Below are 22,442 nucleotides of genomic sequence, written 5' to 3' on the forward strand. Positions count from 1 at the left end.
CCACCTCCGGGCCCGCCTGCACAAACAGCTCCAGGCCCACCTTTACCCAGCGCAGCCCGTCCACCTGGCCGGCAAAGGCCAGCGCCTGCTCGGGCGCCATGCCATCGAGGGCAACGATGATCCGATCGGAGGGGTCAGCGGAGAGCGACGGAGCCAAGGCAAGCGGGGGGTCTGGCGTCCATCCTGTCCCCCCGGCAGGTGGATCTCGACCGAGATTCAGGCTGAGGGCGACAGCGTGAGGCCTGTTGCTTGCTCAATGAAGCTCAGATAGTCGCGCTGCGATTCAGGCTTTCGCGTGAATTCGAGGCCAACACCAGTGGCACCGGCAATGAAGACTACAAAGAGGTGAAATACACGACAGGCCTTGATGTGCTCGTGATTTAGAGGCCTGATGGATTGATAAGCCTTGAGAACCCCATCCATGATCTGATCCCACAAATGAGGCGACATCGTCGGATCAATCTGGCGCGCGAAAACCAGATAAACATTCATTGCATGAGCCAGATCCACAGCGGGATTAGAAACAGAAAACCACCAGTCCAGAATCCCTGAAACAGAGCCATTATCAAACATCACATTATTCCCGTGATAGTCACCATGAATCACAGCTAGATCCCTCCCATCAAGAGGCAAATGAGTGCGCAACCAACCAATCAATTCAGAAGCCCAAGGGTGCACTTCTTCCAAAGAATCCAACGCCTTTTGATGAATAACTGGACTCAAATACAGCTCATCAGGGACATCAGACTGCCTGAAGGCTTCAACGATGGGCCTCACATCCATCTCATGCATGGTGGCCATCGACTCACCCAAGACCTTGGCATGAAGCTCTGGAGTCAGCTCAAACACAGTTCGGCCGGGCAAGAGATCCATGACCGCAAAGACCCCACCTAAAATCGATTTGTCTCCACAAACATGATGAATCACAGGAACCTTGAGACCCTGCTGATTCAGGGTCTGATACACAAACTGGTGATATAGAAGCCCCTCCTCTTTGCGCTCAGGACGCTCAATGCGGAGGACCCGTGGCTCCTGATCAACAAGCTGGTAGCGATACAGCCGAGCATCGAAGCCTCCAGTCAGTCGCGTCGGCTCCACCTCATACGCGACAGGATCCTCAAATTCCGATTGCAGGTAAGACAAGAAATCAGCAGCAATTTGCTGATCGGATTTGCATTCAGCCTCAAGACATGGCGCTTTCAATGTTCGTCGCTCGGATGAACTCACCATCGCGCCAGTTCTCTCTCGGCGGATCCCCCAAAAGGGGGATATCTGGCTTTTTCGATCTCACTCCTCTGATCGTCAAGTTGATGCCGGTGAATTGAGCAAGGCCACCCCAACCCGCTCGATATGAGCGAGCAAGCCGGGATGATCGATGCAGTGCTGAAGCTGCAGATCAAACCGCCAGGGCAACAGCAGATCGTCGAGACGAGCGCCCAACAGCAGGAGATCCTCCAGTTGGAGGTTGGGGGCCACCAGGCAAAGGTCCACATCAGAGCCGCTGTGGTAGCGCTCCATCGCACGGGAGCCGTAGAGCACCACCTGTTCGAGGCCAGGCTGCTGCTTCAACAAAGCCAACACAGCAGCGCTGTCTGAATCAGGCAGGCCCGGAATCATCGTTCGCCAACCCTGCGCTGCATCACATCGGCAAGTTGTTGAAACACCGGGCCGTAGCGATCAACAATCAGCCCTGCAATCTCACGGGCGACAGCAGGGTTGTAAGTGTGACTCGTGAGATTGCGGCTGCGGATCATCGCCATCCACACCGATTCCTCACCCTGCGGCAGCATCTGCCGAGATACCGCCTCACGCACCGCATCGCGCGAGCCACTGATACCTGCCACTCCCTGGTCCACCAGGAAATCGCGGATCAACAACCAACTCAGCTCGTGCGTGAATTCGAACGCCTGGATCAGGCCCTGCTCCTCCAGCTCACTAAGAGGCCGGCTCTGAGCCAAGCCAATCGCGCGCTGCAACGTGGACAGGGCGCGCTGGAAATTCTCCAGCCGTTGAATCCAGCGAATGTCTGGCGTGGTCATAAGGCCATGCTCGCCTGCTCAAACAAATGAATCAACTCAGCTACAGGAGGTTCAGAGCGGCGGCCCTACGGGATGAAGAGTCGACATCAGGGCACCAAGCGCCGAAAAGTTTTCTTGCCCAACTGCAGCACCTTGCCCTCCAGTTCCGCCGCTGAGGCGAACTCCTGGTTGGGGTCGGTGATCTTCTCGCCTTCCAGACGTGCCGCACCGCCCTTGATCTGGCGGCGAGCCTCACTGCTGCTGGCGCAGATGCCAACAGCACTGAACAGATAAAAGGCCTTCGCCGGGAAGTTCACCTCCGCCAACGACGCCTCGGGCACATCGGCACCAGCATCACCGCTGCCGCCCACCAGGGTGGCGGCATCGCTCTGGGCCTTCTGGGCCGCCTCCAGACCATGGCGGCTGGCCGTCACCGCCAGGGCCATCGCCTTCTGCTTCTCCCGCGGATTGTCCGGCAGTGCACCCTGGTCGAGATCCGTCAGCAACGTCACGTAGTCATTGATTGCCGCATCGCCGACCTTCTCCAACTTGGAGTACATCGACAGCGGATCTTCCTCCAGCCCCACCACATTGCCCAGGCTTTTGCTCATCTTCTGGACCCCATCGAGGCCCACCAGGATCGGCAGCAGCAAGCCGAATTGTTTGCCCTGGCCGAAATGACGTTGCAGGTCGCGTCCCATCGCCACGTTGAATTTCTGGTCGGTGCCGCCGAGCTCCACATCGGCATTCACCGCCACCGAGTCGTAGCCCTGCAACAGCGGGTAAAGGAATTCATGCAGGGCGATCGGGGTGCCGCTGCCGTAGCGCTTGGAGAAGTCGTCCTTGGCCAGCATCTGGCCCACGGTGCCGGTGCCCAGCAGACCGATCACCGCCGGCAGGTCCATCCCCTCCAGCCACTCGCTGTTGTAACGAACCTCCAGACGCCCGGGGGTTTCGAAATCAAGCAGAGCCGTCTCCTTGGGTTGATCCTGTCCCAGCTGGCGTAAGTACGTGGACGCGTTGGCCGCCACTTCGTTCTTGGTGAGCTGCACCCGCGTTGCGCTCTTTCCGGTGGGGTCGCCGATCCGCGCAGTGAAGTCACCGATGATCAGCACCGCCGTGTGACCCGCATCCTGAAAGGCCCGCAGCTTGCGGAACAGGATGCTGTGGCCGAGATGGATGTTGCTGCCGGTGGGATCGATGCCCAGCTTCACCCGCAGCGGCCGGCCCTCCTTGTTGGCCTGCTCCAGCCGTGCCGCCAGGGCCTGATCCGGGTCAGCGGGATCACCTGCCGGGAACAGATCGGCCATGCCGCGTGCCAGCCACTGCGGCAGGGACGGGGTGGACTCCGGCATGGGGCAGCTCTGGTATGCGCACAGGATCGTACGGGTGTCGGTTCAGCTGGCTGGGGGCAGCTCGATTTGAGCCTTCATCCGCTCGAGGGTGCTGTTCATCTGCTCGAACATCTGTTCAGGGGTAATGCCGAACTGACTGAGCTGGGTGCGCAACTGCTCCACGGTGAGCTTGGCCTGGAAGTCTTCCGACAACTCGAAGCGCTTCATGAACACGCGATAGCGGCCCATCAGTTCCTCCATCGTCTCGATGAACTTCTTCTTGCCCTCACGGTCGAACTTGCCGTACTCGCTCCCCAGCTGCATCAGCTGCTGGTAATCGCTGAACAGGCGCTTGGCCTCGTCCTGAACGATCTCGGATTCAAAGAAGGCCATCGCTACGACACCGCAAACCTTGAGCAGAATTCTGCAGAGTTTCCGTGGTCCGCGGCAGTGCGGTTTCACCCCATGCCATCGATGCAGAACGTGCCTGCCCCACCGCACTGTGAATTTCACGGCCCAACTCCCGACCATGCGTGAGCGGCCCGGCCACAGCCGGCCCTGGTTGGTGGGTCGCCGCACGGTGGTCGCCTCCAGCGACCGGGTGTTGATCACCGGCATGGTGGTCGTGTTCGAGGGCAACGGCCCCCTGGTGGGTGCCGCCACCACCGAAGCGGAAGCACTCACCTGCCTGTCACAAGGCGACGCAGATCTGCTGATCTGCACCGCAGAACTCGACCAAGGCGGCACCGGGCCATCCCTCGTCGCCAAAGCGAAGGCCAGCCATCCCCGGCTGAAGTGCCTGATGCTGATTCGCCGGCCCCTGCTCAGCACCATCAAGGCGGCGATCGCCGCCGGCTGCGATGGGCTCTGCAGCCATGAGCGCATGGGCAACGGCGGGCTGCTGAGCGTGCTGCAAGCGATGGACAGCGATGGCAGCCACCTCGACCCACTGATCGCAGGCGTTCTCCAGCACCACCACAACCACCGCTCAGGCCCCACACCCCTCAGTGAGCAGCTGAGCGTGCGCGAAGAAGACGTTCTCCATGGCCTCTGCCGCGGCCTGAGCAATGCTGAGATCGCCGACCATCTGACGCTGTCGATCGACACGATCAAGCACGTGGTCAGCAGCCTCTTCCGCAAGCTGGACGCCAGGGACCGCACCCAGGCCGTCCTGATCGCCTTCGAGCGCGATCTGGTCTCCCCACCGGCCCCGATCCCCCGCTGGAAGAGCTGAAGCCAAGGCGCGATGGTGGGGCCAGCCATGCACCTGCTCCATGTCCAGCCGGACCCACGCCCGACAGATCCGCCTCGGCCTGGTCGGTGGACTGACCGCCCTGGGACTCACCCTCCTTGGCCTGGCGGCAGGTCCGGCCCTCGCCCAGGACGAACGCACCATCGCTCTGGTGACGATTGCCGAGGCCAATGCCCATTGCCTCAGCACCACCAAAACGATGAACCAGGCCAAGGCGACAGCACTCGCCGACCGGTTCCTGGAGGCCAAACAAGTGGCGGCATCCTCCCGGCAAGCCGTCACCAGCCATCGCGACTTCCAAGCCCTGAAAGCCGACTACATCAAGCAACAGGGGGGGTGTGATGCCCTGGTGAAGGCATTGAAGAAGTGACGTGCTCCATGGGTCTCGTTAAGGTCAGCCCACTTCCGCTGTGCCTGATGCCTCGCAGCCACTGGTTGGACCCGCTGGCCAGGCGTGTGCTTGAGGCCACCGGTCAGTTGCCGCGCAAGCCGGCCGTCACCGTCGCCCATGCAGCCGTCGACCCTGCCGTCGTCGACCCCGCACCGCCGACCTGGACGATCGATGTCAATCGCGCCCGCGAAGCCGACTGGCAACAACTCCCCGGCTGCACCCATGACATGGCGGTGTTGCTGGTGCGCCTCCAACAGGGCGGTGTGCAATTCGCCTCCACGGACGATCTCATCCGGTTGCTCGAGCTCCCAGCGGACCTGGTTCAGCTCTGGGATCCCCACCTCATCTTTCACTGGTACGGCGATGACCCACCGCAACCGGATCGCGCCCCGCTGGATCTCAACAATGCGGCGCCGGCGGAATTACAGCTCCTGAACTGGCCGGAGGTGCGTCTGCAGGGGTTTCTCCGCGAACGCCGCTTGCAAGGGTTCCGCGACCTCGCCGACCTGCAGGCACGCCTCTCCCTTCCAGCCAGTGCCGTCGAGGCCTTGATTGGTCGGGTCTGCTTCAAAGCACGGCGCGCCAGCCCATCCCTGCCCCCACGCCGGGGTTAGCCGTGCAGGGCAACCTCTTCCATGGCGAGGCCCTCGCCACCTCAGCGCCAGCGGAGCTGCCGCTGCAACCGGCACAACTCCAGGCCTGGCAACAGCGCATCCACAGCCATCAGGCTGATCTGTTCCGCGGCGAACATCGAGCGGATGACCAAGGGGATCTCTTCGCGAGCCCGCCCCCGAATCCAACGGTGACCCTCGATCCGATGGCGCTCACCCCGCTCCCGCTGACCTTCTGGCGCTGGCCGACGAGTCCTCACCAGGGAGCCGCGATCTACCTGGTGCTTGATCGCCCCAGCGATCTGGACCAGCCCTTGCTGCTCTATGTCGGCGAGACAGGGGCAGCCGATCGACGCTGGAAGGGCGATCACGACTGCAAGGCGTACCTCGCCGCCTACGGGGAATCCCTGCAGCGCTGTGGTCTGGAGTCTCAGCTCAGCATTCGTTTCTGCACCGATGTCCCCAGCGACACCCGGGCGCGACGTCGCCTCGAACAGCACTTGATCCAGCGCTGGCAGCCGCCGTTCAACAAAGAGACCCGTCAACGCTGGGCCACCCCGTTCCATGTGGAGACCTAAGGGCCCTGCAGGGGCTCTCGCTACGCTCGTTCCCTGTGATGCGCAGCTCCGATGCGGTTGTCCCTCTCCTCAGCCGATCTGCAGGACTGGAACGGTGATGTGCTCGTGGTCGGCCTGCTCGAAGGCGATCCCGCTGGAACGGTCACCCAGCTGGAGCAGCGTTTCCCCGGCCTGACAGCCGCCCTCGAGGCCCAGGAGTTCAAGGGCAAACCCAGTGAGCAGGTGGTACTGACGCCACTGACGACGGCACCGGCCAAGGTGGCTGTGCTCGGCATGGGGGCAGCCGAAAAGCTCGATCTCGATGGGCTGCGCCTGGCCGCCGCCCGAGCCGCCAAGGCCGCGGTGGGACGCCGTGGGCGACTCGGTCTGCTGCTGCCCTGGGACGGGGTGGACCCAGCCGGTGCCGCGCGCGGCAGCGCCGAAGCCGTTCAGCTGGCCCTCTACAAAGACCAGCGCTTCCGCAAGGACGTCGAACCCCGGCGGGTCCCGGAGGCGTTGGAGCTGATCGGACTCCCCAGCAGCGCCAGCACCGCACTGGAGCCGGTGGCTGCCACCTGCGCCGGAGTTGAACTGGCCCGTGAGCTCGTCGCGGCCCCTCCGAATGTGGTGACCCCAGCCGCCCTGGCCGAGACCGCAGCTGAGCTCGCCCGCGATTACGACCTCGAGCTCAAGGTGCTGGAGCGCGCCGATTGCGAGGCCCGGGGCATGGGTGCCTACCTGGCGGTGAGCCAGGGATCGGATCTCCCCCCCAAATTCATCCACTTGATCTACAGGCCGTCCGGCACCGTCACACGCCGTCTGGCCCTCGTGGGCAAAGGCCTCACCTTTGATTCCGGCGGCTACAACCTCAAGGTCGGCGCCGCGCAGATCGACATGATGAAGTTCGACATGGGCGGCAGCGCCGCCGTGATCGGAGCCATGCGTGCCATCGCTGAACTGAAGCCCGCCGGGGTGGAGGTGCACATGGTGGTCGCCTCCTGCGAAAACATGGTCAACGGCTCGGCGGTTCACCCCGGGGACATCGTCACCGCCGCCAATGGCACCACCATCGAAATCAACAACACCGACGCCGAGGGGCGGCTGACCCTGGCGGATGCCTTGCTCTACGCCTGTGAGCAGAAACCGGACGCCGTGGTTGACCTGGCCACCCTCACCGGCGCCTGCGTGATTGCCCTGGGCGATGAAATGGCCGGGTTCTGGAGCAACAACGACAGCCTGGCCACAGCCTTGGAGCAGTCCGCCAAAGCGGGCGGTGAAGGGCTGTGGAGGATGCCGTTGCGCCAGTCCTACCGCGATGGCCTCAAATCCCTGCTGGCCGATATGAAGAACACCGGTCCCCGCGCCGGTGGGTCCATCACCGCCGCTCTGTTCCTCAAGGAGTTCATCAGCGACGACACGGCCTGGGCTCACATCGACATCGCAGGGCCGGTCTGGAGCGACAAGGGCAAGGGCCTCAATCCCGCTGGTGCAACCGGTTACGGGGTGCGCACGCTGGTGAATTGGGTCTGTGATCAGGCGGCCTGATCGATGAGCAGCTCACCTGTTCGCTGGTATCTCAAGGCCCAATTGGGAGTTCTTCTGCTCCCACTGGGCCTCTGCCTGTTTGGCGAAGCCGTCAGCCGGAAGGTGGTCTTAATGATGGGCGGCCAAGCCGGGGAATGGTTCTGGACCGGCACTCTCAGCCTGATCTGCATCAACGCCGGGGTCGGCTTGATGATCGAAAGCGGAATGACCAAGGGCTTCCCTGGTCGCAACAAACGGTCCTAAGGCGGAATCCGCTCCCCTCAGGACGCGACAGCGTGCAGGACTGCTTCCTGCTTGGAGGGCATTTCCAAGGCATGGATCTGCCAACGGGCACGATCCGAACAAGACTTCAGGACGCGATCCAGATCATCGGATGCGTGCTTGGGGGAAGGATATGGGCCAATGTGACGGGTTCCAAGACCATCCCGAATGGTCAGCAAATACATACACCTCTCTCGCCGGACTTGATCATCGTAAACAGAGTTTGATGTTGCCTGAATAGCCGTAAACCCGTATGTTCACTGAGAACTTTCTGAAAAGACTGTTTTTTCCGCTTTATCTTTTAAACAGATTGCGGGGCTGAAATTTAAGAGTTAAATCAGATTCAGGGGATTGACCAGGGCGCTGCGCTGCGGGAGCGATCGCCCCACACAGCATCAAGCCTTCGGTCGCGACCGCAGCTAAATCGGTAGAAATTGTATTTAAGTTCGTTGTTCTCGGCATAGTTCTGGTGGTAGCCCTCGGCAGGCCAGAACCGAGCGCGCTCACGCAACTCCACCTTGAGATCGGAACGATCACGGCCGAGCTCAGCAGCAGCGGCGGCGGCACTGCGTTCCGCCTCCCGGGCTTGCTCAGCATCACCGGTGAAGATCACAGGCCGATAGGAATCACCGCGATCGCAGAACTGCCCGCCGCCATCGAGCGGATCCACATTGCGCCAGTAGCTGCGCAGCAGCGTGCCGTAGGCAATCTGCTCGGGGTCAAAGCGCACCTCAACCGATTCCTGATGACCGGTGCGCTCGCCACTGACTTGCTGATAGGTGGGCTGATCCACATGCCCACCGCTGTACCCACTAGTGGCCTCCACCACTCCGGGCAAGTGCTCAAGATCGTGCTCCAGGCACCAGAAACACCCTCCCGCGAACACCGCAGTCTTCAGTTCGGCCGCTTGCACAGCACTGGGAACCGCCAAGGCCAACGTCAGGAGCAACGCCAGCGCCGAGAACCAAGCCTTCATCACACCACCTGATCGAGAATCGCCCGGGCAGCGCGCGTGGTCACACCGGGTTCGCCCAGGGTTGCACGCAAGCGGTCGTAGCCATCCAACATGCGCTGGCGGGCCTCACTGGCCTCCAGCAGGGGAAGGGCTTCCGCCACCAACGCGTCCACGGTGAGCTGATCCTGCAGCAATTCCGGCACCAAGCGCTCCTTCAACAACAGATTCACCGGTGAGATGTGGTCCACCTGAAAGCGCAGCAGGTAACGGGCAATCACGGCCGTGAGTCCGCTGACCCGATACCCCACCACCTGCGGCACACCCTGCAACGCCAACTCGAGATTGACCGTTCCAGATTTCCCCAGTGCCAGATCAGCGGCAGCGCAGACCTGACGTTTGAGTGCATCGGCCTCGTTGGCCGGAATCACCCGAGCCCGCTGCACCCCCGCCTGCTGGAGCGCCTCCGCCAACGGCTGCTCGAAGGCCTCCAGACCAGCCGGCACCAACACCTGAAGTTCAGGATGGTGCTGCTGCAGGCGAGCCGCCGCTTGGGCCAGCGGTGGCATCAGATAGCGCAATTCCTGGGGGCGGGAGGCCGGCAGAAGCAGCAGCACCGGCGCCTCCGCCGGAAGCCCTAACGCCGCTTTGGATGCCGCCTTATCCGGCAAGGTCTCATAGCTATCCAACAGGGGATGGCCGACCCAATCCACCTTGGCTCCGCGCTCGGCATAAAAAGCCGCCTCAGCTGGAAAGATCGCCAGGATCTGATCGGTGAAACCAAGCAGCTGGGTGGTACTGCCCTCCCCGAACCGCCAGGCCCATTCCTGGGGAGCGATGTAATAGGTGATCGGCAAGCTGGACTGGCGTGCGCGCAGGCGCCGTCCGAGGCGGACATTGGCACCGACGTAGTCGATCAGCACAACAGCATCCGGCGGACGCTGATCGAGCACCCGGTCGACCTGGGCCTGCAGCCGCAGGGTCGGAAGAATCAAAGGCACCGCTTCCCAGAGGCCGATCGCCCCCATCGGAGCGGTGTCGGCCAGAAGCTCAGCGCCGGCGGCCTTCATCCGGGGGCCTCCAAGGGCCAAAATCTCAAGCTGGAGATTTCGTTCTCGGGCCTCGCGATGCAAGGCCTCGATCAACAGGCTGCCCTGCAGATCACCGGACACCTCACCGGTGCTGATCAGCAGCCGCACCATCAGCGCCCCCCCTGGGCGGGGAGAGGGCCACGGCGTTTGGGGCCGATTGAGGCTTCAAGGAAACCGCAGAGATGCTCGGCAGCGGGCAGCAAGGTCTGCTGACGGGCCAGCTTCAAGCCTTCAGCGATCACCAGATCAGAGCGGTAAAGCAGTGTCCAAATCTCCTGCAATTGCTTGAATTCAGCACCGTCATGGCGGGCGGCCAGGCCACTCCGCCGCAGCCCCACCTTGTTGAGTCCACGGACGCGACCGGGATGGCCCTCCACCAGGCAATAGGGCGGCACATCACGGTCGACACGGGTCATGCCGCCGACCATGGCCATCCCGCCGATGTGAACGAACTGATGGATCCCGAGGCAACCGCCCACAACGGCACGGTCCTCAATCACCACATGGCCCGCCACCTGGATGCCATTGGACATCACGATGTTGTCGCCCAGTTCGCAGTTATGGCCGAGATGGCAATAGGCCATCAACAGGTTGTGGTGACCCACCACGGTGCGTTCACCGTCCTCCGTGGCGCGGTTGATCGTGACGCACTCACGGAAGGTGTTGCCATCACCGATCACCACCTCCGTGTCAGCCCCGCGATATTTGAGGTCCTGGGGCTCAAGGCCCAGACAGGCGCCGGGGAAGACTTTGTTATCGCGTCCCAGGGTGAGCCGGCCATCCAGCACAGCATGCGGACCAATCCAGCTGTTCGCACCGATCACCACATCCGGACCGATGACGGCTCCCGGACCGATAACGACTCCAGAGGCCAGCTCGGCCTTGGGGTCCACAACGGCGCTGGGATGAATCTCGATGGGCTTATCCACGGTCTGTCCTTCCGTCATTCCCTCAATCCACCAGGGAGAACATCAGGTCTCCGGAACACACGAGCTCTCCATCCACCTTCGCCTCAGCCTTGACCTTGCCGAAGCGCTTGCGCTTGAGGCTGGTCAGCGTGCAATGGATCACGATCTGATCTCCGGGCACCACGGGACGGCGGAAGCGCACCCCATCAATCCCAGCGAACACAAACAAACCCTTTGGCAGATCCGGCATCTGGGTCACGATCAAACCGCCGACCTGGGCCATCGCCTCAACGATCAGCACACCGGGCATCAAAGGCCGCTCGGGGAAATGCCCCTGGAACTGCGGCTCATTCATCGTGACGTTCTTGATCGCGGTGGCCGAAACACCGGGCTCATGGGCGATCACCCGATCCACCAGGGCGAACGGATAGCGGTGGGGCAGCAGCCCGGCGATCTGCTCGCTGGTGAGGAGAACCTCCGGTGCAGTCGATTCGGTCAAAACGGTCGGGGGAGTCAGGCGGACTGAAGGGCGGCGGCAAGATCGGTGTGGAGGCCATGGGAGCCGCGATACACCAACACCTGCGCCTGGGGGAAACCCACCAGAGCGAGATCGCCAATCAGGTCCAGCAGCTTATGGCGCACCGGTTCATCGGCGAAACGCAGCGGGGGATTCACCCAGTGATCCCCATCACACACCAGCGCATTATCCAGGCCTCCACCTTGAATCAGGCCTGCGGAACGCAGCTGTTCCACCTGGTCACGGAAACCGAAGGTCCGTGCCGGCGCGATCTCCTCCACAAACGTCTGCGGCGTCAGCACGACCGAAAACTGCTGCCGACCGATGGCCGCCTGCGGAAAATCGATCACACCAACCAATTCGAAGCGGTCCGCTGGGGTGGCGGTGATCACACTGCTGCCCCGATGCTTGATCACAGCCGTTGTGAGCACGGGCGCCGGTGGACGCGGGGACGGCGCCGCCGTCCAACCGACCTCGGCGATCGCTTCGACCCAACCCAAGGCTGAGCCATCGAGCAGGGGGACCTCATCGCCGCCAAGCTCGATTTCCACATGGGTGAGGCCACAGCCAGCCAGTGCCGCCAACAGATGTTCAACGGTGGCAACCCGACGCTGACCGAAGTCCAACGTGGTGCAGAGCTGGCTGTCACGCACCTGGTCGGGCGCAAGACGGATCGGTTCGCCCCCTTCGGGGAAACGGATGTGAAAGCCAGGCCGATCGGTGGGATGCAGGGTCACCGTGGCCGTCTGGCCACTGTGCAAACCAACGCCATCACGGGCGACCGAGTTGGCCAGGGTCCAACTGTCGGAATAGCTCTGGGGCCAACGCGTCACTAGAACTTCCAGCCGACTCCCAGGTTGAAGCGCCAGTCGGTGGTGAAGTCTTTGGTGGCGACCTCAAGGCGCAACGGACCGACGGGTGTCTTCACGATCACACCGGTTCCCAGGGACACACCGGATCCGTCCTTGTCCAACAGGATCCCAGGCTTGCCGGGGACATCCTTTTGGGTTCCGAAATCGGTGCCCGCATCGAAGAACAATTCCCCGGAGAACATGCTGATGATGGGGAAGCGGTATTCGATGGTGATTTCGCCGAAACCTTTGGCCACACCCATATCACAGTCGTACCAACCACGAATGGAGTTGGAACCGCCCATGCAGAAGGCTTCATACGGCGGGGCTTCACCCAGCAGCTTGCCCGCTTTGACCTGAACTCCGATCGCCTGGGGACAATCGGCGGTTTCACCCTGCTTCGGACGGCAGCCTTTGTGGATCTTCAGCCAATCGACCGGGAAAAAGTGCGTGTAGCTGGCACGCAAACGATTGAAGGTCGGTGAATCCTCATTGATGCCAACAAACTGTTCCGTGCTGAGGCTGAGGAAATTGCCACTCGTCGGATTCCGGGAGTCATTCAGCGTGTTGTAGGTCGTGGCAAAGCGAACACCAACAAGATCGTTGCTGTCGGCGCAGTTGTAGGCGATGCAGATCACATCGTCGTTCTTGACCTTGCCCCGCTTGAAGTTGTTCGTGGACACGCCGTAGGGACGGGTCTCCGCGGAGAAGTTAATCGGGCGAACGTTGGCGAAGGACATTCCCACCAGGGCCGACCAAGGGGTCTGCTTGAAGGGATCACCACCGTTGAGAGGACGGGAGAACGAGAAGTTGCCCCCGACCTTGCGCAAAGCGATCGACTCGCCCTCGTACTCAAACCAGCTTTTATCGGGGTCGACGTCCAGTGCCTTGTCGACGGAGCTGAACTTCCGGTCGGTGGGGTTGTTCTTGTTGCGGACGTCGTAGGCATTGCGGTTGCCGTTGTCCTCGTAGTCCTCAACCGTGCGGATGTTGCCGTTGTTTTCGCTCTGGAACACCTGCGGCACCTGTTGACTCAGGAACACTGAGCCTCGGAACGAGGTGCGGTGGGAGTCGCCGTAGATCCAGGGATCGGTGAAGTTGAGATTGGCGAGGCCGCCGTACTGGCCGTAGGTGACATTCAGGCCTGCATTCCAGGCCCGGCCCAACAGGTTGGTGTCCTGCACCTGCACCTGGCCGAAGACACCTTGGCCTTGGCTGTAGCCCAGACCACCGGAGAGCTGGCCGGTGGATTGCTCGATGATGCCGAGCACAATGGCCACATCACCGGGTTGATCCGGATCAGGTCGCAGCGTCACCTTGACGTCGCTGAACAGCTGCGTGCCGTACAGCCGCTTGATATCCGCCTCCAGCTTGTTGCGGTTGAAGGGGTCACCTGGCTTGATCGAGATTTCCCGGGTCACCACCCAAGGCTTGGTTTTGCCGCCGATCGGCTTGCCGTTCTCGTCGGTGTTTTCCCCCTCCTTGTTCAGGAAAGTGACCTCGACGGCACTCACCGTTCCCTGGGTGAGTTTCAAGGTGACCACACCGTCTGGGCTCACCCGTTCTGGACCGCTCACCCGAGCCAGGGAATAACCCTGGTCAGCGAACCAGCTCTGCAACGTCTTCATGCGTTGCTGCAGGTCACGCAGATTGAGGGTCCGGCCGTAATCGGACGCGAAGGTGTCCTCAATGACGGAATCCGGCAGGTCAACCGCGCCCGAATCCAGGTCCACCCGGCTGAGCTTGGGGAAAGGCTCCACCTGAACGACCAGCTGCACACCCAAAGGGCCATCGACCGGGGTGATTCGTGCATCCGAGAACCAGCCGGTGGCCTGAATCGCATTCAGATCACGCTGCAATTCATCACGGGTCACACGATTGCCCGGACGAACCGCCATCGCTTCATAGGCAGCGATCTGCAGCCGTTCTTCTTCCGGATGCCCCCGCAAGCCCTCAATCAGCACCTCGGAAATCAGCACGCGCGGCTGTTCAACAGGGTCTGCGACCTCCACTGCCGGCTCTTCAGCCTCCGCGGCGGTGGGTGTTTCCTGCGCCAGAAGAGGGCCACCCATCAAAGGCAGGCCCAGCATCAGGCCGAGAACACCCGTCCGAACAGTGACCGTGGAGCGGCGTGAAGAACGTCGGGTCATCGGGTGGATTTTGGGCTGATGCCCCAAAAACGTGCGCTGACCCTACAGGCAGTTGCGGGGATCAGGGCATACGCCTTGGACCCGTTTGAGGACCTCCCCGTAGGCCTCCATGACACCGCCGAGATCCTTTCGGAAACGATCCTTGTCAAGAATGCGCGCGCTTTGGTCCGTGTTGCGGCGATCCCACAGGCGACAGGTATCTGGGCTGATCTCGTCCGCCAACAGCAGCTCCCCGGCTGCATTCACACCGAGTTCGAGCTTGAAATCCACCAGTGTGAGGTCCACCCCAGCAAACAGCGGGGTCAGCACAGCATTGATGCGGCGGGCCAGTTCTTCAATCTCGGAGAGACGATCGTCATCCGCCAAACCCAGCAAGCGCACCCGGGCTTCGGTCAGCAAAGGATCACCAAATGCATCGTCCTTGTAATAGAGATCCAGCAGGGCCGGATCGATCGCAGTGCCCTCAGCGATCGGAGCCTGCCGGCAGAGCGATCCAGTCGCAATGTTGCGCAGCACAACTTCCAATGGAACGATCTCAACCCGTTGAACGACCATCCAGGTCTCCGAAGCCAGACCGAGGTAATGCGTCGGGATCCCGGCGGCCTCAAGGGCTTCAAACAGTCGGGCTGAGATCTGGCAGTTCAGTCGTCCCTTGTCCTCCAACTGCGCCCGCTTCTGGGCATTGAAGGCGGTGGCATCGTTCTTGAACTCCACCAGCACACGGTCAGGCTGATCTGAGGCAAAGACGCGCTTGGCCTTGCCTTCGTACAGCAGCTCTCCGTGGTCAGGCCTCATGGTGAGGGTGCAGATGATGGTTCTCCTACAGCAGCATGACCACCGGGGTCGCGCGGAGACCGTGGCAACGCCTCCGTCGCACTGCTGCTGCCATCCAGCTGCCAGCTGCCGTAACGATCATCCAGACGTGCCGTCAGCCGAAGCAGACGTTCGCGGGGCCGGGCGCCATCGCCGCCAGCGGCGAGCTGTAACCGCAGCTGCAGTTGCAGCAGCGCGACCGCCTGCCCCCAAGCCTCGGCGGCGGAAGCTTGTTCGAGCGCCTGCTCAAGCCATTGATCCGCCTGCTCCGGATTCTCATCGGCCACCAGCTCCGCCGCACGCCCCAGGCGCTCAGCACCGACCCGACCGCCGGCCCGTCCGACCAGCAGAACCGCCGCTGCCTCACCTGACTGACCGGCCGCAGCCTCGTGATAAGCCAACTGATTCAAGCCGTTGCGTTGTCCAGGCAGTTGCTCCTGCTCCAGGGCCTGGATATCGCCATCCACCAGCCGCCGCAGCGCTAACGCTGCCCGGGGATGGTCCAGCGACGCGGCCGCTGCTTCCCAACGCAATAACAGCCAGGGACGGCGCTCCTCGCTGTTGGGTCCATACCGGCTCAACACCCGAAAGGCACTTTGTGGTGACCCACAGCTCATCAAGGCCCGGGCCTGAGCCAGCACGGTCTGCAGACCTTTGGGATTCGGATGCATCTCCAGCAAACGATCCCGCAACACCTCCTGCTGGGCGACATCACCCTGTTGCGTCGCCGTCAGACAGGCCTGTTGCACAGCAGCCAGATCAGCAGACGGCCCCGGCGTAACCGCCGCTGCCATCGACAGCAACAACGGCAGTGGCTCGAACCCCATGACGGTCTGCGTTCTACAAAGGAAACCTAAGTGGCTTGTCCGCTCCAGCCTGAAACCATGGCCATCTCGCCCACCCGTCCCTCAAGCCTTCCTGCGCTGCACCGCGTTCTTGTCGTTGGTGGTGGCGGCCGGGAACATGCGCTCGCCTGGGCCCTGCAGCGCTGCCCCGACGTCGAAGCGGTCTGGATTAGTCCCGGGAATGGCGGCACCAACGACGTTGACTCCACCAGCCAGGGCACAGGCATCAAGGCGGTGGCCATCGCGGAAACCGACAGCGCTGGGCTGATGGCCCACTGCCAGGCCGAAGCCATTGATCTGGTGGTGATTGGACCGGAAGCCCCCCTCGCAGCCGGTGTCGCGGATGCCCTGCGCCAAGGCGGCCTCGCGGTGTTCGGCCCCAGTGCGGAAGGGGCCCAGCTCGAAGCCAGCAAAGCCTGGTCCAAGCAACTGATGCAAACGGCCGGGATCCCCACCGCCGGTCATTGGTCCGTCAGCAGCGAAGCCGAAGCCCTGGAGGTTCTGAACACGGTCGGACGACCGCTCGTCGTCAAAGCCGATGGGCTGGCCGCCGGTAAAGGGGTCACCGTCGCCGACAGCGTGGACGAGGCCGCTGCCGCAATCCGAGAGGCCTTCGCTGGGCGCTTTGGCAGTGCCGGCGCGCAGCTTGTGCTCGAAGAACGCCTCGAGGGGCCCGAGGTCTCGGTGTTTGCTCTCTGCGATGGCGAACGCATGGTGCTGTTGCCTCCCGCGCAGGACCACAAACGCCTGGAGGACGGCGACCGTGGACCGAATACAGGAGGAATGGGCGCCTACGCACCGGCCCCCCTGCTCACGGCCGAGGGACTGGAGACAGTCCGACAAACCGTTCTGGAACCGACGCTTCAGGCCCTTCAGCAGCGGGGGATCGACTACCGCGGCGTGATTTATGCGGGCTTGATGCTCACGGCAACGGGCCCACAGGTGATCGAATTCAACTGTCGCTTTGGTGATCCTGAATGCCAGACCCTGATGCCTCTGCTGGGCCCTGAACTCGCCCGAGTGCTGCAGGCCTGCGCGGTGGGGCGCCTCGACCTCGCTCCGGAACTCACGATCGATACCGCCTGCAGTGCCTGCGTGGTTGCCGCGGCCTGTGGCTATCCAGAGGCCCCGCGCAAAGGCGATGCCATCCAGATTGACCTCCCCGCAAGCGACACCCTGCAGCTGTTCCATGCCGGCACCCGCAGGACTGAAGGAGGGGAGCTGGTCAGCTCCGGCGGCCGTGTCCTGGCCGTGATCGCCCAGGCCAACGATTTTGATTCCGCCTTCGCTGCTGTGTACAGCGGCCTTGACCGCGTGCGATTCGATGGAATCACCTACCGTCGCGACATCGGACATCAAGTGCGTTCGAGTTAATGACATCTCCGGCCACAGCCGAATGGGCACTTCCCCAGCACAGCGGAAACGGACCTGATCCGGAGAACCCAAACCTGTGGGAACGGATCAGCAGCTGGTGGGCTGAATTCAGCCTCCAGACCAAGCTGCTGGCGGTGGCCACCCTGGTGGTGAGCCTGATGATGACGGGCATCACCTTTTTTGCCCTCAACGGCATCCAGCGCGATGCCGTGATGAACGACACCCGCTACGCCAGGGATCTCGGCCTGTTATTGGCGGGCAACGTCACCGAACTGGTTGCAGAAGGTCAGGACCGCGAGCTGGCCAATGTGGCCGAAAAATTCTGGCGATCCAGCCGCAGCGTCCGCTACATCTTTTTCGCCGATCCCGATGGTGTCATCTACCTCGGGATTCCAATCAGTGCGACACCCCAGGGAGGTGAAGGCGAGCTGCGCCTCAACCGCCGCCTCGAGCTGCCCGAAGAACTCAAGCGGCGACCGCAGAATCCCCTGGTCCGTCAGCACCTCACACCGCAGGGCACGGTCACCGATGTTTTCGTTCCTCTGATCAAAAACGGTCAGTACTACGGCGTGCTGGGTCTGGGGGTGAATCCCAACGAAACCGCACTGGCCAGTGCAGCCCTCACCAGGGAAGTGACCGTTGCCGTGTTCATCTCGATCTGGATTCTGGTGATCCTCGGCGCGGTGTTCAACGCGCTCACAATCACCCGCCCCGTGAAGGAGCTGCTCCGGGGCGTGCGATCGGTGGCGTCCGGAAATTTTGAAACCAGGATCGATCTGCCCGTGGGGGGAGAACTGGGGGAACTGCTGACGGGGTTCAATGCCATGGCCTCACAGCTGGAGGCCTATGACGAAGCCAACATCGAGGAACTCACAGCCGCCCAGGTCAAACAGCAATCGCTGATCGCGACCATGGCCGACGGAGCCATCCTGCTGGACTCCGATGGCCGAGTTGTTCTGGCCAACCCCACCGCCCGTCGCCTCTTCCGCTGGGAAGGACGGAACCTTGAAGGCTGCGAACTCGTCGAGGAACTCCCCGAATTGCTCGCGATCGAGGTCCATGGTCCCCTCGATGCATTGCTCGGGGGAAGTGCCGACAGTGAAGACCTCCGCTGCAGCGTTGGCGATCCAGCCCGAACCCTGCGGATCGTGCTCCAGTCCGTCCGCGATGTGAGCGGTGAAAGCCTCAAGGGCATCGCAGTGACGATCCAGGACCTCACCCGGGAAGTCGAACTCAATGCCGCGCAAAGCCGGTTCATCAGCAATGTCTCCCATGAACTGAGAACACCGCTGTTCAACATCAAGAGCTACGTGGAGACGCTTCACGATCTCGGTGATCAATTGACAGAGGAGGAGAAGCGGGAATTCCTTGGCGTGGCCAACGATGAAACCGATCGCCTGACGCGACTGGTCAATGACGTCCTCGACCTGTCACGGCTTGAGTCGGGCCGAACGGTGCAGTTCGAATCAATGAATCTGCGGCCAGCCATGGAGCAGACCCTCCGCACCTACCGACTCAATGCGGAGGACAAAGGCGTGGCCCTTGACCTGGATGTCGATCCTGAGCTGCCTGACGTTCTCGGCAACTGGGACTTGCTGCTGCAGGTGTTCGACAACCTCGTCGGCAACGCCCTGAAGTTCAGCCGCTCCGGAGGTCGCTTGGCTCTGCGCGCCTACACCTGGCCGGACATCTGCCGGATGCTTCCCCCCTCAGACGAGGACGACGCTGGACCGAGCTGCACCCTTGTGTCCCCTCTGCCCAGGCTGAGGGTCGAAATATCCGACACGGGCTGCGGCATCAGTCAGGCCGACCAAGAGCGCATCTTTGATCGGTTCTATCGCGTCGAAAACGTTGTTCACACCGAAGTCGGCACTGGACTTGGCCTTTCGATCGTCCGCGGCATCCTCGAGAAACACGGAGCGCAGGTCTCGATGATCAGTGAACTGGACATCGGAACCACGTTCTGGTTCGACCTCCCGCTCGAGCAGGCCGATGCCGATGAGCTCAGAATGCGGGCTGAACGGCGATCCGAGACCGAGCAGTTGATCTGAATCCTGAGATCAGTCCTCAGAGGACACACCCCGGGCAATCCGGGAGAGCTCACTGCGCTCATCGGTGGTGACACGGTGCGGCACACCCGAAATGATGCGCTCGAAGTTCGAGAACGAGTCCTTGATTTGGGGTCCGTTCCCCGTGATCACAAACTCACGGATCCGTTTGTCATGCCAAGAGCCACGCATCTTGAACACATTCAAGGCACGGGCCATCTCACCACGGATCTCCACGTACTGGAGCATCAGAATCGTGTCGGTAATCGTGGAGATGTGGGAGTCGGTGATCGAGTGGCTGCCCATGAACTCCTCAGAGGTGTTCGTGAAGAAGCCGGCGATCTCCTCCTGCTTGGCATAACCAGTCACGCCAATCACAAACTGACGGAAGGCGTTGTGACTGACACCACGGGCCAGGGCTGACAAGGAATCAATCGCCATTCGCGACGGTTTGAACTGACTGATTTCGGTCTTAATGATCTGCAAGTGATCCTCAAGGCCAGTCGATTCGGGATAAGCGCAGATAATTTTCAGGACTCCATCCTGCTCCATCTGTTCAAAATCAATGCCCCAACTCGTGGCATTCCTCAGCAATTGAGCACGGGACTCTTCATAGGCGAACAAAATCGCACGCTCTTTATTACGACAGGCGTCTTCAATGAATTTGGACACCAACAACGTTTTACCGGTACCTGTCGCCCCGGTGGCCAGGATGATCGAGTCCTTGAAGAAGCCGCCCCCGCACATCTCATCGAGTGTGGGCACACCCGAGCTGACCCGCACATTGGAAGAGCGTTGTGTGAGGCGCATCGCCCCGAGCGGGAAGATACTGACCCCGTGGGTTCCCATCGTGAAGGGGAACTCCCCCTTCATGTGGGTGGTGCCCCGCAATTTGAGAATCTCAACCGTGCGGCGGCGGCGTTCTCCCTCAAGCACATTGCGGAGAATCACCACATTGTCGGAGACAAACTCTTCAACGCCATAGCGGGCAATCGGTCCATATTCATCAATTCGTTCGGTGGTCATCACCGTGGTGACACCGATCTCCTTGAGCCGGGCAATGAGACGAAAAATCTCACGACGGACCACAAAGACCGCGTCATATTGCTGAAACACAGCCGTGATCGAATCAATCGCAACCCGCTTGGCCTTGTATTTACGAATGGCGTAATTGATCCGTTCAATCAAGCCGGACAAATCAAAACTGCCGGCCACATCCTGTCCATCGGGATCGGGTGAGGCATCCAGGATGAACAGCTTGTCCTGCTCCACCATCTCCTGCAGGTTCCAGCCGAAACTGGCCGCGTTTCGCAGGATGTCGAGCGGGGATTCCTCAAACGTGACGAAGATGCCCGGCTCATCAAAATGCTTGATGCCGTTGTGCAGAAAATGCAGCGAAAACACGGTTTTACCCGTCCCAGATGTTCCGCTGATCAGCGTGCTGCGACCAATGGGCAAACCGCCCTGACAGACATCGTCGAAGCCCTCAATACCCGTGGGGAGCTTCTGCACTTGCATTTGAGCCGTGCCACTGGTGGGAGGGAACTGCATAGCTACACACTCATGGAATCAGGCTAGGTAGAGAGACGCTTGTTGGGGACTGCCGCACCACTCGGCTTAAGAATCAGACGTGATCGCTGGAGCCCCTTCATCGAGGTCATTCAGATCATCCAGAAATCCCCCGGTCAAGGCGTTGTCAGACAACTCGTCGTACAGCAGATCAAGTCCAATCAGCACCCGTTCGCGGTCCGAAAGGTCACCGATGATGCGGCGCACCGGCGGGGGAAGGATCTTGGACAGGGTGGGGGTCGCCAGAATTTTGTCCTCTTCCGCAAGCTGGGGATTTTTGAGGACATCAATCACTTTCAAGGCATAAACGCCACGAAATTCTGTCTCCAGAATGTTGCGCAACGTTTTCAAAGCGCGCATTGAGTTGGGGGTATTCCCGGCAACGTAAAGCTTGAGGATGTAGGTCTTACGTGGACTCATGACGACACCTCCGTGCTGTCGATCGCTTGTGGGGTGGATTGGGCACGAACGGATGCTGTGTCTGTGATCGGAATATCGGGTGGAATCGAGCGGCGGTACATCTCACACAGATGAGCCATCACATCAAGAAGTGCAAGCCGATAATCCTGAAGAAAATCATTTTTGTGCCCTTCCAGGCGAAGCTGTTTCCAAAAGCCATCGATCAAATCAACATGGATTTCGACGGTTCGAGTGATCGGTAGATCACTGAAAAATGCTGTATTCACAAAGCTCTCCAGAGCCTGATTGGCAGCGGCCGGATCCCGGAAATAGCTAATCAACAAATCCCGGTAGGTGCGTTGCAGCGATTGCAGCAGCTCCTGCCGTTCCTCCTTCGGCAGGCTGCTCAGGAAGCGGGACGGATCTCTTTTGTAAAAAACACCGAGGTACCCCAGCCGCTCCTGCAGACGACTGGACAACTTCCAAACCGCTTCGGTGGAACGGTCGGCCTCATCGGAGCGACCGTCGGCACGTCCCTGGCGCAAAAACCGCGAAATCGCGGCATCGATGTTGTAGCTGAGCTGTTCCAGCTGGTCGTCGGGCAGATGCAGCTCCTCGGGGTGATAGTCGACTGTTCCCTTCGTCTCACCGACGACAACCGCCGGAAAGAGCAAGCCCTGATTCAGCAGCTGCTTGCGCTGTGGCTCGTTGAGCAACTGTTGTTCCACCACAACGGCGTCGACGTCGTCCTGATGGGCCTCGAGAACACTCGCGAGATCAAGTTCGGTTCCGAGGTCGACCTCGATTGGCTTGTAACGGCTGTTCGGCAACCACTGCCGACACGCATCAACCAAGTCTGCGGTCTGCAGCAGCAGAGCAATGGTGAGGGCCGGCCCTGCCATCGGTGGTCAGGTATCTGTCAGTACTGAGATCTTGACGGGGGGGGACTTAAAGCC

The 22,442-nt window shown here is 61.3% G+C and carries 25 protein-coding genes and 1 pseudogene; 8 read left to right on the forward strand and 18 right to left on the reverse strand.

Annotated features, from left to right (window positions below):
* The 6 genes and pseudogenes from ACGVKB_RS09200 to ACGVKB_RS09225 form a co-directional block, all read right to left on the reverse strand.
* Positions 1-157, reverse strand: a pseudogene (locus ACGVKB_RS09200) (orotidine-5'-phosphate decarboxylase); the annotation flags it as partial.
* Positions 158-216: 59 nt separating this feature from the next.
* Complete coding sequence (locus ACGVKB_RS09205) at positions 217-1,230, reverse strand: phosphotransferase family protein (protein ID WP_392351355.1); 1,014 nt, start codon at positions 1,228-1,230, stop codon at positions 217-219.
* Positions 1,231-1,302: 72 nt separating this feature from the next.
* Positions 1,303-1,617, reverse strand: coding sequence for a nucleotidyltransferase domain-containing protein (locus tag ACGVKB_RS09210; RefSeq protein ID WP_392351357.1), 315 nt, complete (start codon positions 1,615-1,617; stop codon positions 1,303-1,305).
* Positions 1,614-2,039 carry a nucleotidyltransferase substrate binding protein gene (locus ACGVKB_RS09215; RefSeq protein ID WP_392351359.1) on the reverse strand — a complete coding sequence of 142 codons (426 nt, stop codon included), beginning with the start codon at positions 2,037-2,039 and terminating at the stop codon, positions 1,614-1,616. Before ACGVKB_RS09215 ends, ACGVKB_RS09210 begins: the two co-directional genes overlap by 4 nt.
* Before the next feature lie 86 nt (positions 2,040-2,125).
* Positions 2,126-3,373: a tyrosine--tRNA ligase gene (gene tyrS / locus ACGVKB_RS09220; protein ID WP_392351361.1), complete on the reverse strand. Its 1,248-nt coding sequence runs from the start codon at positions 3,371-3,373 to the stop codon at positions 2,126-2,128.
* A 42-nt stretch (positions 3,374-3,415) separates the two neighbouring features.
* Positions 3,416-3,745, reverse strand: coding sequence for a DUF1825 family protein (locus ACGVKB_RS09225; RefSeq protein WP_392351363.1), 330 nt, complete (start codon positions 3,743-3,745; stop codon positions 3,416-3,418).
* A 136-nt stretch (positions 3,746-3,881) separates the two neighbouring features.
* Here ACGVKB_RS09225 and ACGVKB_RS09230 point away from each other — a divergent pair, with 136 nt between their 5' ends.
* Genes ACGVKB_RS09230 through ACGVKB_RS09255 form a run of 6 tightly spaced genes read left to right on the forward strand, consistent with a single transcriptional unit; the run spans position 3,882 to position 7,951 of the window.
* Entirely contained in the window at positions 3,882-4,586 is a 705-nt protein-coding gene (locus ACGVKB_RS09230) for a LuxR C-terminal-related transcriptional regulator (RefSeq protein WP_392351365.1), read from the forward strand.
* Between the two features lie 40 nt (positions 4,587-4,626).
* Positions 4,627-4,974: a hypothetical protein gene (locus tag ACGVKB_RS09235; RefSeq protein ID WP_392351367.1), complete on the forward strand. Its 348-nt coding sequence runs from the start codon at positions 4,627-4,629 to the stop codon at positions 4,972-4,974.
* 47 nt (positions 4,975-5,021) lie between these two features.
* The gene (locus ACGVKB_RS09240) at positions 5,022-5,609 is read left to right on the forward strand and encodes a hypothetical protein (protein WP_392351488.1); all 588 of its coding nucleotides are present in this window, start codon (positions 5,022-5,024) and stop codon (positions 5,607-5,609) included.
* Between the two features lie 2 nt (positions 5,610-5,611).
* Positions 5,612-6,184, forward strand: coding sequence for a GIY-YIG nuclease family protein (locus tag ACGVKB_RS09245; protein ID WP_392351369.1), 573 nt, complete (start codon positions 5,612-5,614; stop codon positions 6,182-6,184).
* Between the two features lie 51 nt (positions 6,185-6,235).
* Positions 6,236-7,708, forward strand: a complete 1,473-nt coding sequence (locus ACGVKB_RS09250; RefSeq protein WP_392351371.1) for a leucyl aminopeptidase — start codon at positions 6,236-6,238, stop codon at positions 7,706-7,708.
* Between the two features lie 3 nt (positions 7,709-7,711).
* Positions 7,712-7,951: a hypothetical protein gene (locus tag ACGVKB_RS09255; protein WP_392351373.1), complete on the forward strand. Its 240-nt coding sequence runs from the start codon at positions 7,712-7,714 to the stop codon at positions 7,949-7,951.
* Positions 7,952-7,968: 17 nt separating this feature from the next.
* On the opposite strand, the gene ACGVKB_RS09260 is transcribed toward ACGVKB_RS09255, so the two are convergent.
* The 9 genes from ACGVKB_RS09260 to ACGVKB_RS09300 form a co-directional block, all read right to left on the reverse strand.
* Positions 7,969-8,154 carry a hypothetical protein gene (locus tag ACGVKB_RS09260; RefSeq protein WP_392351375.1) on the reverse strand — a complete coding sequence of 62 codons (186 nt, stop codon included), beginning with the start codon at positions 8,152-8,154 and terminating at the stop codon, positions 7,969-7,971.
* Between the two features lie 158 nt (positions 8,155-8,312).
* On the reverse strand, positions 8,313-8,945 hold the full coding sequence (gene msrA / locus ACGVKB_RS09265) for a peptide-methionine (S)-S-oxide reductase MsrA (RefSeq protein WP_392351377.1): 633 nt from the start codon (positions 8,943-8,945) through the stop codon (positions 8,313-8,315).
* Positions 8,945-10,123: a lipid-A-disaccharide synthase gene (lpxB, locus tag ACGVKB_RS09270; protein WP_392351379.1), complete on the reverse strand. Its 1,179-nt coding sequence runs from the start codon at positions 10,121-10,123 to the stop codon at positions 8,945-8,947. The genes msrA and lpxB overlap by 1 nt, the downstream gene beginning before the upstream one ends.
* Positions 10,123-10,959 (reverse strand): acyl-ACP--UDP-N-acetylglucosamine O-acyltransferase, encoded by an 837-nt coding sequence (lpxA, locus tag ACGVKB_RS09275; RefSeq protein ID WP_392351381.1) that lies wholly within the window; start codon positions 10,957-10,959, stop codon positions 10,123-10,125. The genes lpxB and lpxA overlap by 1 nt, the downstream gene beginning before the upstream one ends.
* 4 nt (positions 10,960-10,963) lie before the next feature.
* Complete coding sequence (gene fabZ, locus ACGVKB_RS09280; RefSeq protein ID WP_392351383.1) at positions 10,964-11,419, reverse strand: 3-hydroxyacyl-ACP dehydratase FabZ; 456 nt, start codon at positions 11,417-11,419, stop codon at positions 10,964-10,966.
* 14 nt (positions 11,420-11,433) lie between these two features.
* The gene (gene lpxC, locus ACGVKB_RS09285) at positions 11,434-12,270 is read right to left on the reverse strand and encodes a UDP-3-O-acyl-N-acetylglucosamine deacetylase (RefSeq protein ID WP_392351385.1); all 837 of its coding nucleotides are present in this window, start codon (positions 12,268-12,270) and stop codon (positions 11,434-11,436) included.
* Positions 12,270-14,438 (reverse strand): BamA/TamA family outer membrane protein, encoded by a 2,169-nt coding sequence (locus ACGVKB_RS09290; protein ID WP_392351387.1) that lies wholly within the window; start codon positions 14,436-14,438, stop codon positions 12,270-12,272. Before ACGVKB_RS09290 ends, lpxC begins: the two co-directional genes overlap by 1 nt.
* Positions 14,439-14,480: 42 nt before the next feature.
* On the reverse strand, positions 14,481-15,233 hold the full coding sequence (gene purC / locus ACGVKB_RS09295) for a phosphoribosylaminoimidazolesuccinocarboxamide synthase (RefSeq protein ID WP_392351389.1): 753 nt from the start codon (positions 15,231-15,233) through the stop codon (positions 14,481-14,483).
* Positions 15,230-16,078 (reverse strand): hypothetical protein, encoded by an 849-nt coding sequence (locus ACGVKB_RS09300; protein ID WP_392351391.1) that lies wholly within the window; start codon positions 16,076-16,078, stop codon positions 15,230-15,232. Before ACGVKB_RS09300 ends, purC begins: the two co-directional genes overlap by 4 nt.
* Before the next feature lie 57 nt (positions 16,079-16,135).
* Here ACGVKB_RS09300 and purD point away from each other — a divergent pair, with 57 nt between their 5' ends.
* A complete protein-coding gene (gene purD / locus ACGVKB_RS09305; RefSeq protein WP_392351393.1) occupies positions 16,136-17,470 on the forward strand; it encodes a phosphoribosylamine--glycine ligase in 1,335 nt (444 codons plus the stop codon).
* Positions 17,470-19,521, forward strand: a complete 2,052-nt coding sequence (locus ACGVKB_RS09310; RefSeq protein WP_392351395.1) for an ATP-binding protein — start codon at positions 17,470-17,472, stop codon at positions 19,519-19,521. Before purD ends, ACGVKB_RS09310 begins: the two co-directional genes overlap by 1 nt.
* Positions 19,522-19,530: 9 nt before the next feature.
* On the opposite strand, the gene kaiC is transcribed toward ACGVKB_RS09310, so the two are convergent.
* From kaiC to ACGVKB_RS09325, 3 genes are all read right to left on the reverse strand, one after another.
* Complete coding sequence (gene kaiC, locus ACGVKB_RS09315; protein ID WP_392351397.1) at positions 19,531-21,069, reverse strand: circadian clock protein KaiC; 1,539 nt, start codon at positions 21,067-21,069, stop codon at positions 19,531-19,533.
* A gap of 66 nt (positions 21,070-21,135) precedes the next feature.
* Complete coding sequence (gene kaiB, locus ACGVKB_RS09320) at positions 21,136-21,507, reverse strand: circadian clock protein KaiB (RefSeq protein ID WP_392351399.1); 372 nt, start codon at positions 21,505-21,507, stop codon at positions 21,136-21,138.
* Positions 21,504-22,388 carry a circadian clock protein KaiA gene (locus ACGVKB_RS09325; protein ID WP_392351401.1) on the reverse strand — a complete coding sequence of 295 codons (885 nt, stop codon included), beginning with the start codon at positions 22,386-22,388 and terminating at the stop codon, positions 21,504-21,506. Before ACGVKB_RS09325 ends, kaiB begins: the two co-directional genes overlap by 4 nt.
* Positions 22,389-22,442 lie beyond the last annotated feature (54 nt).

Origin of the sequence: Parasynechococcus sp. (genome assembly GCF_042954325.1) — a bacterium.
Taxonomy (GTDB): domain Bacteria; phylum Cyanobacteriota; class Cyanobacteriia; order PCC-6307; family Cyanobiaceae; genus Parasynechococcus.